The sequence below is a fragment of the Cupriavidus sp. YR651 genome (assembly GCF_900101625.1).
GTDB lineage: Bacteria > Pseudomonadota > Gammaproteobacteria > Burkholderiales > Burkholderiaceae > Cupriavidus.
In genome coordinates, this window is record NZ_FMYZ01000005.1 from 59,938 (window position 1) to 73,307 (window position 13,370).

Annotated in this window: 12 protein-coding genes; 10 read left to right on the forward strand and 2 right to left on the reverse strand. The window is 66.5% G+C overall.

Features of this window, described 5'->3' with window-relative positions; genetic code table 11:
• The first annotated feature begins 1 nt into the window (after position 1).
• From BLR29_RS15340 to BLR29_RS15360, 5 genes are all read left to right on the forward strand, one after another.
• A complete protein-coding gene (locus tag BLR29_RS15340; RefSeq protein ID WP_092138235.1) occupies positions 2–1,249 on the forward strand; it encodes an ABC transporter substrate-binding protein in 1,248 nt (415 codons plus the stop codon).
• Positions 1,228–2,406, forward strand: a complete 1,179-nt coding sequence (locus BLR29_RS15345; RefSeq protein WP_255371268.1) for a thiolase family protein — start codon at positions 1,228–1,230, stop codon at positions 2,404–2,406. The genes BLR29_RS15340 and BLR29_RS15345 overlap by 22 nt, the downstream gene beginning before the upstream one ends.
• Positions 2,403–2,798: a Zn-ribbon domain-containing OB-fold protein gene (locus tag BLR29_RS15350; RefSeq protein ID WP_092137886.1), complete on the forward strand. Its 396-nt coding sequence runs from the start codon at positions 2,403–2,405 to the stop codon at positions 2,796–2,798. The genes BLR29_RS15345 and BLR29_RS15350 overlap by 4 nt, the downstream gene beginning before the upstream one ends.
• 57 nt (positions 2,799–2,855) lie before the next feature.
• On the forward strand, positions 2,856–4,964 hold the full coding sequence (locus BLR29_RS15355; RefSeq protein WP_092137887.1) for an acetate--CoA ligase family protein: 2,109 nt from the start codon (positions 2,856–2,858) through the stop codon (positions 4,962–4,964).
• Between the two features lie 181 nt (positions 4,965–5,145).
• Complete coding sequence (locus BLR29_RS15360; protein WP_092137888.1) at positions 5,146–6,252, forward strand: porin; 1,107 nt, start codon at positions 5,146–5,148, stop codon at positions 6,250–6,252.
• 187 nt (positions 6,253–6,439) lie between these two features.
• Here the strand turns inward: BLR29_RS15360 and BLR29_RS15365 are convergent, their stop codons facing one another.
• Complete coding sequence (locus tag BLR29_RS15365) at positions 6,440–7,162, reverse strand: FadR/GntR family transcriptional regulator (RefSeq protein ID WP_255371269.1); 723 nt, start codon at positions 7,160–7,162, stop codon at positions 6,440–6,442.
• Positions 7,163–7,313: 151 nt separating this feature from the next.
• Between BLR29_RS15365 and BLR29_RS15370 the strand changes: the two genes are divergently transcribed.
• From BLR29_RS15370 to BLR29_RS15390, 5 genes are all read left to right on the forward strand, one after another.
• Entirely contained in the window at positions 7,314–8,195 is an 882-nt protein-coding gene (locus tag BLR29_RS15370; protein WP_092137889.1) for a fumarylacetoacetate hydrolase family protein, read from the forward strand.
• Between the two features lie 119 nt (positions 8,196–8,314).
• Entirely contained in the window at positions 8,315–9,286 is a 972-nt protein-coding gene (locus BLR29_RS15375; protein WP_092137890.1) for a tripartite tricarboxylate transporter substrate binding protein, read from the forward strand.
• Positions 9,287–9,341: 55 nt separating this feature from the next.
• Positions 9,342–10,334: a tripartite tricarboxylate transporter substrate binding protein gene (locus BLR29_RS15380; protein ID WP_092137891.1), complete on the forward strand. Its 993-nt coding sequence runs from the start codon at positions 9,342–9,344 to the stop codon at positions 10,332–10,334.
• Positions 10,335–10,404: 70 nt separating this feature from the next.
• Complete coding sequence (locus BLR29_RS15385) at positions 10,405–11,100, forward strand: substrate-binding domain-containing protein (protein WP_092137892.1); 696 nt, start codon at positions 10,405–10,407, stop codon at positions 11,098–11,100.
• A gap of 110 nt (positions 11,101–11,210) precedes the next feature.
• A complete protein-coding gene (locus tag BLR29_RS15390) occupies positions 11,211–11,528 on the forward strand; it encodes a hypothetical protein (protein WP_092137893.1) in 318 nt (105 codons plus the stop codon).
• 14 nt (positions 11,529–11,542) lie between these two features.
• On the opposite strand, the gene BLR29_RS15395 is transcribed toward BLR29_RS15390, so the two are convergent.
• Positions 11,543–13,222 (reverse strand): thiamine pyrophosphate-binding protein, encoded by a 1,680-nt coding sequence (locus tag BLR29_RS15395; RefSeq protein ID WP_092137894.1) that lies wholly within the window; start codon positions 13,220–13,222, stop codon positions 11,543–11,545.
• Positions 13,223–13,370: the final 148 nt, after the last annotated feature.

The window sequence follows — 13,370 nt, forward strand, 5'->3', positions numbered from 1 at the left end:
GATGCAGGCACGGACGCTTCGGAAGATTCCATCGGTCGGCGCGCTGCTGCTGGCCGTCACGCTGGCCAGCGCGGCAGGCGGCGCGGCCGCCCAGCCGAAGGCGGGGATTTCCGACGATGTGGTGAAGATCGGCCTGCTGCTGGATATGAGCGGCCTCTACGCGGACGTCACGGGCCGGGGCAGCGCCACGGCAGCCCAGATGGCGATCGACGACTTCGGCGGCAAGGTGATGGGCAAGAAGGTCGAGCTGGTGGTGGTCGATCACCAGAACAAGGCGGACATCGCCGCCAACAAGGCCCGCGAATGGTTCGACACGGACCACGTGGACGCGATCCTGGACGTGGCGGCTTCCGCGCCCGCGCTGGCCGTGCTGGATGTGGCGAAGCAGAAGAACAAGATCGTGGTGTTCTCCGGCCCCGGCAGCGAGCGGATCACCAATGACCTGTGCACGCCGGTATCGGTCCACTACGCGTATGACACCTACGCGCTGGCCAATACCACGGCCAAGGCGATGGTGCAGCGCGGTGGCAAGACGTGGTTCTTCCTGACCGCCGACTACGCGTTCGGCCATACGCTGCAGCAATCGGCCACGGCGGTCGTGACCGAGGCGGGCGGACAAGTGCTGGGGGCCGCGCGGCATCCGATCGGCGCGAGCGATTTCGCCTCGTACCTGCTGCAGGCGCAGGCCAGCAAGGCGCAGGTTGTGGGGCTGGCCAACGCGGGCGGCGACACCGTCAACGCCATCAAGGCGGCGTCCGAGTTCGGTCTGACCCGCAACGGCGCCCAGCGCATGGCCGGGCTGCTGCTCTATATCAACGACATCCATGCGATTGGCCTGAAGACCGCGCAGGGGCTGGTGCTGACCGAGGCCTTCTACTGGGACATGAACGACGCCACGCGCACGTGGTCGCGCCGCTACTTCGACAAGCTCAAGAAGATGCCCAACATGAGCCAGGCGGGCGTCTATTCGTCGGTCACGCATTACCTGAAGTCCGTCCAGGCCGCCGGCACCGATGAAACCGCCGCCGTGATGAAGCAGATGAAGACGCTGCCGATCAACGACTTCTTCGCCAAGAACGGCCGCATCCGCGAGGACGGTCGCATGATCCACGACATGTACCTGTTCGAGGTCAAGACGCCGGCCGAGTCCAAGTACCCGTGGGACTACTACAAGGTGCTGGCGACCGTACCGGGCGATCAGGCGTTCATGCCGGTGTCGAAATCGCAGTGCCCGCTGCTGAAGAAGTGATCGACCGTCCCGAGGCGGGCGTCCCCACCTATGTGCGCGGCGTTGCCAACACGCCGTTCGGACGCCTGCCGGGCAGCACGCCGCTGACGCTGATGGCGCAGGCCGCAGATGGCGCGCTCGCGGACGCCGGGCTCGCCCGGGATCAGGTGGACGGCGTGCTGTGCGGCTACGCCACCACGCTGCCGCACCTGATGCTGGCCGACCGGTTCTGCGAGTACGCGTCCCTGACGCCGGCCTACGCCCATGGCATGGCCGGCGGTGGCGCCACGGGCGGGCTGATGGCGATGCTCGCACACGATCTGGTGCGCGCCGGCCGCTGCCGGCATGTGCTGGTGGTGGCCGGGGAAAACCGGCTGACCGGCCAGAGCCGCGATCAGTCGATGCAGACGCTGGCGCAGGTCGGCGAGCCCGACATGGAGGTGCCCAATGGCGCCTCGGTGCCGGCCTACTACGCGCTGCTGGCCTCGCGCTACCTGCACGAAACCGGCATGGCGGCGGATGGGCTGGCCGATTTCGCGGTACTGATGCGCCGGCACGCGTGCGGGCATCCCGACGCCCACCTGCGCGATCCCCTGACCATCGAGGATGCCCGCAATGCGCGCCCCATTGCCGCGCCGCTGCGGCTGTCCGATTGCTGCCCGATTTCCGACGGCGCCGTGGCGGTGGTGGTCTCGACGGATGCCGGCCCGGGCACGCCAGTGCGGATTGCCGGGGCCGGCCAAGGGCATCGCCACCAGCATCTGGGCGCCATGGAGAGCGTGATGGAGACCGGCGCCGCGGACGCCATGCATCGCGCGCTGGCCCAGGCCGGCTGTGCCGTGGTCGACGCGGACTACCTGGCGATCTACGACTCGTTCACGATCACGCTGGTGATGCTGCTGGAAGAGCTTGGCATTGCCGCACGCGGACAGGCCATCCACCGGCTGCGGGCCGGGGATTTCGGCGTCGACGGCGCCCTGCCGTTGAATACCCATGGCGGCCTGCTCGGCTTCGGTCACTCGGGCGTGGCGGGCGGCCTGATGCATCTGGCGGAGGCGGCCCGCCAGCTCGCCGGCCGCGCCGGCACGCGGCAATTGCCCCGGCGCCATCGCGCACTGTTTCATGCCGACGGTGGCGTGCTGTCGTCGCACGTCAGCCTGGTATTGGAGGCGACATGAGCCACCCGGACACGGCAAGCCCCGGAAGTCCCCCACATCCGCCCGGCGCCTATCTGGAAGGCCTGGCCGCCGGCGTGGTCCGCTATCAGGTGTGCGAGACGTGCGGCGCCTGGCAACCGCTCGCGCGCCATGCCTGCCGGCTGTGCGGCGGGCAGCGGCTGCTCTGGCGCGATGCCGGCGGCGGCGCCACCGTCTATGCGGTGACCGAGGTCGCGCGCGCGCCCACCGAGGCGTTTCGCGCGCTGGCGCCCTACACGCTGGTGCTGGCGACGCTCGATGAAGGGCCCCGCGTGATGGGGCATGCGGAGCCGGGCGTGGCGATCGGGGATCGCGTCCGGGCCGGCTTCCTGACAATCGGCACGCAGACGCTACTGCGGTTTCAGCGGGCGTAGCGCCGCCGCATCTTGCGGCCACCGCCTACGCCCGGGTCCCTGTTTCGAGTCACCACGATGCCCACCCCACCGTCCACATCCTCCACGCTCCCCGCCCTCCTCGCCCCGCGATCGGTCGCCATCGTCGGCGCCTCGGACAACATCCACAAGATCGGCGGCCGACCGATCTACTACATGCGCCAGCAGGGCTATGCCGGCACGATCTACCCGGTCAACCCGCAGCGCACCACCATCCAGGGGCTGCCCGGCTACCCATCGCTCGACGCCCTGCCCGCCGTGCCCGACCTCGCCATCATCGTCGTCAGCGGGCAGGCCGCCGTGGAGGCCGTCCGCGATGCGGCGCGGCTGGGCGTCGGCGCCGCCATCGTGATCGCCTCCGGCTTTGGCGAAGCCGGCGAGGAAGGCCGGCGCCAGCAGGACGAGATGGTCCGCGTCGCCCGCGCGGCCAACCTGCGGCTGATCGGGCCCAACAGCCAGGGGCTGGCGAACTTCGGCAACGGTGCCGTGGCCAGCTTTTCCACGATGTTCATCGAGATCGCGCCGCTGGACGGGCCCGTCGCCGTGGTGAGCCAGAGCGGCGGTACGGCGGCCATGGTCTATGGCCTGCTGCGCAGCCAGGGGCTGGGGGTGCGGCACGTCCATGCCACCGGCAACCAGGCCGATGTCACCGCCAGCGAACTGGCGCTGGCGGTGGCGCAGGACCCGGACGTCCGGGTGCTGTTGCTCTATCTGGAAACCCTGTTGGACCCCGATGTGCTGGCCCGGGCCGCCGCCGTGGCGCGCGCGCGCGGCGTGCCGGTGGTCGCGGTCAAGGCCGGCAGGTCGAACGCCGGGCAGCGCGCGGCGGCGTCGCACACCGGCGCCATCGCCAACGAAGACCGCGCCGTCGATGCCTTCCTTGCGCGGCATGGCATCTGGCGTGTCGACGACGCCCACGCGCTGGCCCGCTGCGCGCCGCTCTATCTGCGCGGGTGGCAACCCACGGGGCGGCGTCTGGTGGTGGTCAGCAACTCCGGCGCGAGTTGTGTGATGGCGGCCGACGCGGCGGATACGCTCGGCATCGGCATGGCGCCGCTGGCCGATGCCACGCAGGCCGCGCTGGCCGAACGCCTGCCCGGCTTTGCGGCCACCGCCAATCCCGTCGATGTCACCGCGGCGCTGCTGACAAACAGCGCCTTGTTCGGCGACGTCCTGCCGGTGGTTGGCGCGGACCCTGCGGCGGACCTGTTCCTGCTCGACATCCCCGTGGCCGGCATGGGCTACGACGTGCCGCGCTTTGCGCGCGATGCCGCCGAGTTTGCCAACCACGCCGGCAAGCCGATTGCCGTGGCGGCGTGGCAGGAATCGGTTGCCGGCGCCTTCCGGCAGGCCGGGGTGCCGACCTTTTCCAGCGCGGCGGATGCGCTGGCCGCGTTCCACCAGCTCACCGGGCATCAGCAACTGCTGCGCGAAGTCGCCACGGAACCCGCGATGCCACCGGTCGGGGCGATGGGGTCGATGGAGTCGATGGGGGCCACCCGGACCCTGAGCGAAGCCGCAAGCCTCGCGCGTCTGGCGGTGGCCGGCGTGCCGGTGGTCGATCATCAGCTCTGCCGGAGCGCCGACGAGGCGGTTGCCGCATGGCAGCGGATCGGCGCGCCGGTAGCCGTGAAGGCCTGTTCGCCCGAGGTGCCGCACAAGAGCGAGCATGGGCTGGTGGCGCTGCACTGCAATGACCCCGACGCCATCGCGCAAGCCTATGCGCGGCAAACGCAGACGCTGAAAGCCCTGGGAGCGCCGTGCGAGGGCGTGCTGGTGGCGCGGATGATCAAGGGCCTGCAGGAATGCCTGGTCGGCGCGCACTGGGACCCGGTCTTCGGCGCGGTGTTGCTGATTGGCGACGGCGGCAAGTATGTGGAGGTGCTGCACGACACCGCCGTGCTGCTGGCGCCGGCCAGTCCGGCGGCCATCGCGCGTGCGCTGGCCACGTTGCGGATCGCCCCGTTGCTGGCAGGCGTGCGTGGCGAGCCGGCCGTCGACATGCCAGCGCTCTGCAAGCTGGCGGCGCGCGTTGGCGCCCTGATCCACGCGGCCCAGGGGGCGATCCGGTCGATCGACCTCAACCCGGTCATGGTGAGTGCGGACGGTGCCATCGTTGTCGATGCGCTCATGGAAATCGTCGACTGATACGCCCCGAAGACGCAAATCGCGGTCCGGCACAAGCTTCCATTGTTCAACCGCTGGAACAGACTGTCGACGCGCCCGGTCTTTTTCGCTCGCTGACCCCTCGTTACATTGCGAATCGCCGCATGCTTTCCGAGCCCTACCGGAGAACGTCTGCGCGCCATATAACAAGGATCACGAAGATATGAAGACCCGTCTCGCCTGCCTGGCCGCCATGGCCGTGCTCCCCGCTGCCCTGCCCGCCGCTGCCCATGCCCAGGGCAGCATCACCCTCTACGGCGTCGTCGACGCCGGTATCGAATACCTGACCAACTTGCCGACGGCCGGCGGCACCAGCCACGATACCGTGCGCATGTCCGCCGGCAACCTGTCGACGTCCCGCTGGGGCCTGCGCGGCAACGAAGATCTCGGTGGCGGCCTGAAAGCCATCTTCACGCTGGAAAGCGGTTTTGACCTGGACACCGCGAACGTCAACCAGGGGGGCCGGCTGTTTGGCCGCCAGGCGTTCGTGGGCCTGCAGAACCAGTACGGCACGCTGTCGCTGGGCCGCCATCAGACGGTGCTCTACGACTTCTCGCTGACGTATGACCCGATGGCCGTGGCCTCGCGCTATTCGGTGTTGTCGCATGACAAGTGGCTGTCCGGCCGTGCCGACAACTCGCTGAAGCTGACCGGCCAGACTGGTGGCCTGTACTACGGCCTGTTCTACAGCACCGGCTACGACAGCAGCGCCGGTGGCGAAATTCCGGGCGACTACAAGGCGGGCCGCAACTGGTCCGCAGCCGTCGGATACTCGGCCGGCCCGTTGTCCGCCCGCGTGGTCTATGACGAAGTGCGCGGCAGCACGGTCGCCACCGACGACAACCGCGAGCGCCGCGCCACCATCGGCACCGCCTACGATTTCGCCCGTGGCCGCGTATTTGCCGCCTATCGCTGGTACTACGGCGACTTCGCCACCAGCTCGCTGCGCACCAATCTGTACTGGGTGGGTGCCACGTACCAGGTGACGCCGGCCATCACGCTGACCGGTGCCGCCTATTACACCGACGTGCGCAACAGCAGCGGCGACCCGTACAGCTTCGTGCTGACCGGTACGTACGCATTCTCCAAGCGCACGGACCTGTACACGGTCCTGGCCTTCGCCAAGAACAACGAAGGGTCGTCAATGGGACTGGGGGGTTTTGGCCCGTCGCTGAACCGCAGCGCCACCACGCTGACCGCCACGTCCGAGCAAGTGGGCGCCGGCCAGAACCAGTTCGGCGCGATCATTGGCGTACGCCATCGCTTCTAACCACAACGACACCATCCGGCGAAGACTTTCCCTTCGTCTTGCTCGGCCCGCTTCGGCGGGCTTTTTTTCGTCCGCGCGCCGGACGCCAGCCAGCCACGCTTCTCAGAAGACATGGATATCGAACAGACGTTACCGATGAACGGGCGATTTTCATCTCGTTACGTCGTTCGTGAAGCTCTGCGCGGCACTAGTAACCCAGAAGGTTCTTCCTTACATGCACGAGATGATCCAGGGTCGCTTCGCGCGCCTGATCGATGTCCCTGTCCTTCAGTGCTCTGACGATGGCGCGATGCTCAACCTGGTAGGCCGCCCGCCGCTCGGGCGTGACGCTCTTGCGTTTCATCGCACCCCACTCGCCCGTTGCCCTGACGCGATTCATCGATTCGAATACGTCCAGTACGAAATTGTTATGCGCGGCAGCCGCAATTTGCCGATGTAGCGCACCGTCCCAATACTCGAACAATTCCAGACTGGTAGCGGCCTCGGCTTCGTCGCAGCACCTTTCCATCTCGGCGAAGTCCGCCGCCGTGGCGTTGCGAACGATTAGCTCCACCAGGGATGGCTCGAGAACCAGGCGCGCCTCCATCAGGTCCGCAGGGCTGACATTGACGGTTGCAGCACGCTCTACACTGATCGTCTTCTCGATTTCGTCGGCGACATAGGTTCCGCTGCCCACGCTTTGGCGCAAGAGACCTTTCGCCTTCAGCTGCGCAAGCACGCGGCGTACGGTGGAGCGTCCAATCTGGAAAGTCTCACTAAGTTTTCGCTCCGTCGGTAGTTTCTGCCCGGCGATCCACCGACCGCTTCTGAGGTTCTCCAGAATCTGGTTCTTGAGAGCCAGTGCGCCCTGGATACCGTCTTCCTCGATAAGTTGCGTCATCACTGTTTCTGCCCTGTCAACGAACAGCATTCTATCGCGAGAGCCTAAATTGGGCCAAATTGGGTTGCCAGCGTAACGAACGAAACCCCCTTAAAGCCGCGGCTTTGTATTGACTCCATCGAAATCCCTGCGGTAAATTGGGTTGTCGTCAGACCCATATCAACCCAAATAGGCCCAATCGATGAAGCTCGCCCGCATCCAAACCGCCACCGGCCCGCGTGTGGTGGCAATCTCCGCCGACGGCAAGAACTATTGCCAGACATTCAAGAATGGCGCCGCCTACGAAGGCGACATGGAATCGCTGATCAGCGAGTTTGTCGCCGGCGCCAAACTGACCAATCCGCCCGCTGATGCCGATTGGAAAGCGCTCGATGGAACGAAGCTGCTCGCGCCGCTGAGCCCGCGGCGCAATGTTTTTTGTGTCGGCAAGAACTACCACGAGCATGCCAGGGAGTTCCAGCAGTCTGGCTTCGACTCGTCGTCCAAGGACGGGGAACATGCGCCGCCGTATCCAGTGATCTTCACCAAGGCGCCAACTTCCATCATCGCAGACGGCGAGGCCGTCGATGCCCATCGGCAAATCACCTCGCAGCTGGACTACGAGGCCGAACTGGCCATCGTCATCGGCAAGGCCGGCAAGGCGATCTCGAAGGCGAACGCCTGGCAGCATATCTTTGGCTACACCATCGTCAATGATGTGACCGCACGAGATCTGCAGCAGCAGCACCGTCAGTGGTTTCTGGGCAAGTCCATCGACACCTTCTGCCCGATGGGGCCGTGGATTGCCACAGCCGATGCTGTCGATGCCGCCAACCTGACCATTCAGTGCCGCGTGAATGGAGAGTTGCGCCAGGACGCCAACACCGCGGACCTGATCTTCGATATCCCGACACTGATCGAAACGCTGTCCGCGGCAATGGAACTGCGCCCCGGTGATGTGATCGCGACCGGCACGCCTGCCGGTGTCGGCCTGGGCTTCAAGCCGCCAAAGTTCCTGCAACCGGGCGATGTGATGGCAGTGAGTATCGAAGGCATCGGTACGCTGACCAATCGCGTTGTCTGAGCGCGATCCCGGCAACGCAGCACGCGCCGGGTGACAAAAAACATAAGCCGGGTGGACCTGCTCAAAGAGAAGATGAAGAAGACGCAGGCCACCTCGCGCTGAGTGCGGTAGGAGACAAGATGAACAACAAATGGCTCAACATCTCAGGTGTGGCGCTGATCCTGGCCGCACCAGCAGTATCTGCTCAGGACTCATGGCCCACGCGGCCGATCACGATGGTGGTGCCCTTCGCGCCCGGTGGTGTGGCGGACGCGGTGGCACGGCCGGTTGCCGAAGCACTTTCGCGCGAACTTCACCAGCCGGTAGTAGTGGACAACAGGGCGGGCGCTGGTGGCGGCATCGGCATGGGTTACGTCGCCAAGTCGTCTCCCGATGGCTACACGGTCCTGATGGCGCTTTCGTCGATTTCCATCATTCCGGAAGCCGACAAGATCATCGGGCGCAAGCCCTTGTTTCAGCTTGACCAGCTCAAGCCCATCGCGCGCTTCACGGCCGATCCTACCGTCCTGGTGGTGCGCGCCGACAGTCCGTGGCAGACCGCAAAGGACTTCATCGCCGATGTGAAATCGCATCCCGGTCGCTATAGCTACGGCTCATCGGGCAACTACGGCACCATGCATGTGCCGATGGCCATGCTGTCCAACCAGGCCGGGCTGAGCATGCTCCACGTGCCATACACGGGGGCCGGCCCGGCGGTGGTGGCCCTGATGGGCGGTCAGGTGGACGCCGTCTCGACAGGACCCTCGTCCGTCCTCCAGTTCATCAAGGGCGGCAAGCTGCGCGCACTGGCCCACTGGGGCGACAATCGGCTCGTCGCGCTTCCCGATGTACCCAGCCTGACGGAGCTGGGCTACAACGTCGAATTCGCGCAATGGTCGGGCCTGTTCGTGCCCGCAGGCACCCCGGACCCGATCGTCAAACGCTTGCGCGATGCCGCGCGTATCGCTGCGGCCGACCCCAAGGTCAACTCGGTCATCCAGAACGCCGGGTCGCCGGTCCTCTACATGGATTCGCCCCAGTTCCAGGCGTACTGGGACAAGGATGCCGGCAAGATCGCCACCGCCGTGCGCAAGATCGGAAAGGTGGAATAGGCGATTGGCTGGGCACTGATACAGGCCACACGACAAGAACAAAAGGAGACAACCCATGTGGAAAGCAGGACCAGTGCGCGGCCTGGCCGCGCTTGCGCTCGCCGCGTTTTCGCTCGGGCTGAGCGCGGCGGCCAGGGCCGAAGATGCGTCGGCGTATCCATCGCGCCCGGTAACCATCGTCGTGCCTTTTGGGCCGGGCGGATCTGCCGATGTGTACGCCCGCGTGCTGGCCGATAAGCTGAGCCGCGAAAGCGGCAAGCCATTCATCGTCGAAAACCGCCCCGGTGCCGGAGCGGTCATCGGAACCCTGTTCGTAGCCAAGGCACCGGCCGACGGCTACACGCTGCTGATGATGTCGAACACGCAGACCGTGAACGAATCGCTACTGCACCAGAAGCCCTATGCGCTGATGCGCGATTTTGTGGCGGTGGCACCGGTGAACGAAGCGCCCCTGGTATTGGTGGTGCGTGAGGGTCTCGCGCCGAAAACGCTGCCTGATCTGATCAAGTATGCCAAGGCCGCGCCGGGCAAGCTCAACTACGCCTCCTCCGGCACTGGCACGCCCTACCACATGGCCGGTGAGCTCTTCAAGAACATGGCGGGCATCGACATCGTGCACATCCCGTACAAGAGCAGCGGCGGTGCGCGCACCGACGTGCTTGGCGGCCAGGTCGACATGATGCTCGATGCGGTCAGTACCATGACGGACCTGATCGCCACCGGCAAGGTGCGCGCGCTGGCCACCACCGGCAAGACGCGTTCGAGCGTGCTGCCCGACGTGCCGACCATGGCCGAACTGGGGCTGCCCGACTACACCGCCACGCTGTGGCTTGGCATCCTCGCGCCCAAAGGCACGCCGCAGCCGATCGTCGATCAGCTCAACCAGCGGATCACAAAGGCCGTGCAAGACCCGGCCGTGCGCGCGCAGTGGGCCAGGAGCAGCATCGAAGGCATGACGATGTCGCCCGCGGCCTTTACGCAATACCTGAATCAGGACATCGCGAAGTGGCGCAAGATCGTTGAGTCGGCGCGTATCACGGTGGACTGATGACGTGCGGAGGCCTCGCCCGGCGCGGGCGAGGCCTCCTGATTATTCTTTTGATATCGATGGAACAACAATGAACCTGACCATCTTCAGCGGCGGCGCGGCCCAGGCCGTGGTGACCGGGCTGCAACAGAACTTTGAGCATGCCAACGGCTGCACCCTCGCCCCGACCTTCGGCGCCGTCGGCACAATGCGCGACAAGCTGCTGGCCGGCGAGCCCTGCGACCTGTTAGTGCTGTCGGCGGCGCTGATCGAACAGCTTGCCGCGCAAGGCCACGTCGTACCTGGCAGCGCACGCGCGCTAGGGCCCGTGGCCACCGGCGTCGCGGTGCGCGAGGGCATGCCCGCCGCGGCGGTTGGCACCAGCGAGGCGCTGAAGGCCACACTCGCGGCGGCGCGCGGCCTCTACGTGCCGGACATGACCAAGTCGAGCGCGGGCATCCACATCGGGGGCATGCTGAAGGCACTGGGGCTGGCCGAAGCGCTGGCCGGGCGCATCCACGAGTTTCCGAACGGAGCCACTGCCATGCGCGAGCTCGCGCGCAGCGAGGGCGAAGGCATGCTGGGCTGCACGCAGGTGACCGAAATCCTTTACACGCCGGGCGTGCGTCTGGTGGGCGAACTACCCGCGGCGCACGCGTTGAGCACGGTGTACACCGCGGCCGTTTGCAACCAGGCACGGTCACCCGCGCTGGCGGCGAAGTTTGTCGAGGTGCTGGCCGGTGAAGGCTCGGTCGCGCTGCGCAAGCGTAGTGGTTTTGGTTTTTGAACCTCGGCCCTGTCGCTAGCAATCACTAGCACCACGCGCGCCTTGAAATATCCGATTCACTGTATATATTTACAGTAACTGTATAAATGAACAGTATCGGAGTGGGCGTCATGGAGCATCTGATTCGCGTGCAGAATGAATATGACCGCCAGGTCCTGGGATGGCTGAGGGGACGCATTGCCGATGCGGCGCTGCTCTCGGCCGCCCGCCGGGCCGCCAGCGACGGGAAAAAGCCTTATCTTTCAACGATTTGCCGCATGCTGAACATTCGCCCGCCGTCGCGCCGCGCGTTTGCGGACGAGGCGCGGCATTTGCATCGCGCCGTCGGCGAGCAATACCTGGAGAAGATCCGCCAGATCCTCGGCCAGCCTGCCGCCGGACGTGAAAAAGCCGGGCACGAGGCCCGGCCGCAAGGTTCACTGTTCTAGGACGAGACGGACAGCTATGCGGGCAAGTCGGTGACCCGCATCGCCGGCGTGATCTGGAGCGGATCGGTCATGAGCTCCAGCACGGCTGGCTGGCCGGCGTTGCGGGCGCGCTCGAATGCGGCCGCGAAATCTTCCGTCTTTTCCACGCGCTCCGCCCAGGCGCCACATGCGCGAGCCATCGCCACGAAGTCCGGATTGGCGATCGTCGTCCCGCTCTGCCGGCCCGGATAGCGCCGCTCCTGGTGCATCCGGATCGTGCCGTACATGCGATTGTTGACCACGATGACCACCAGGTTCGCGCCATGCGCGGCGGCCGTGGCGATTTCCTGCGGATACATCAGGAAGCAGCCGTCGCCGGCCAGGCAGACCACGGTCGTCTCCGGCGACCGGAGCTTGGCGGCGATGGCCGCCGGCAGTCCGTAGCCCATCGCCCCGCACGTCGGCGCCAGCTCGGTCCGCGCCCGCTTGTAGGCATAGAAGCGGTGCAGCCAGACCGTGTAGTTGCCGGCGCCGTTAGTCAGGATCGCGTCTTCCGGCAAGACCGCGTTCAGGTGCGCCATGGCGGCGGTCATGTCCACACCGGCCAGCTCCGGATGGGACTTGGGCGGGAAGACGAAGGCTTCGTGCTCTGCGCGGGCTCCTGCGGTCCAGTCATGCCAGGCCGGGGCCGATGGCGGCTGCAGGGCGGCCAGCATCGCGGCACCGGCCTCGATGCCCGCATGGATCGGCAGGGCTGCCTGATACACGCGACCCAGTTCGGCGCTGTCCGCATGGATGTGGACGAGTTTCTGCTTCGGCTGCGGGGCTTCCAGCAGCGTATAGCCGTCCGTGGCGATATCGCCGAGCCGGGTGCCGAAGGCCACGATCAGGTCCGCCGTCTTCACGCGCTCGGCCAGCCTGGGGCTCACGCCCAGGCTCAGGTGGCCGATGTAGTGCGGATCGCGGTTGTCGATCACGTCCTGGCGGCGAAACGCGCAGGCCACGGGCAGATCCCACGCTTTCACGAAGGCCGCAAAATCCTTCACCGCCGACGCGGTCCAGTTGGCGCCGCCGGCAATCACCAGCGGCTGCCGGGCCTCGGCCAGCGCCGCCGCCAGCGCCCTGGCATCCTCGGCGCGCGGCGCGGCGGCCACGGCCCGGTACGGCGCCGCATCGGCGCATGCCACCAGATCGTCCAGCACATCTTCCGGCAGGGCCAGCACCACCGGGCCCGGGCGCCCTGACGTGGCCACCTGGAACGCGCGCGCCACCATCTCCGGAATCCGCGCCGGATCGTCGATCTCGGCGGCCCATTTGGCCATCGATCCGAACACGGCGGCGTAGTCCACTTCCTGGAACGCCTCCCGGCCCTTGTGCTGGCGCGCGATCTGGCCGACGAACAGGATCATCGGCGTGGAGTCCTGCGCGGCGATATGGACGCCGATGCTGGCGTGCGTCGCGCCCGGCCCCCGCGTGACAAAGCACACGCCGGGGCGGCCGGTCAGCTTGCCGTCGGCCTCGGCCATGTTGGCGGCGGCGCCTTCGTGCTTGCAGACGACGAGGTCGATGGCCGGCTGGTCATGCAAGGCGTCCAGCACGTCCAGGAAACTCTCGCCCGGCACGCAGAAGATCCGCTCGGTGCCATGCAGGCGCAGTTGGTCCACGAGGACTCGGCCGCCAGTGCGGGCCTTGGGGGATGGGGTATGTGCGGTCATGGCAGTGAGTATGGTCGGAGCAAAAGCGGGATGACAGGGATTTTTCCGTTTGACGGCCTTATGCGCGGGGTCTATCGTGCATTTCTGCTATGCATTTTATGCAAGTCAGCCCGCCACGCGCCCGTGTAGATTTGCTGGCGAGGCGCCC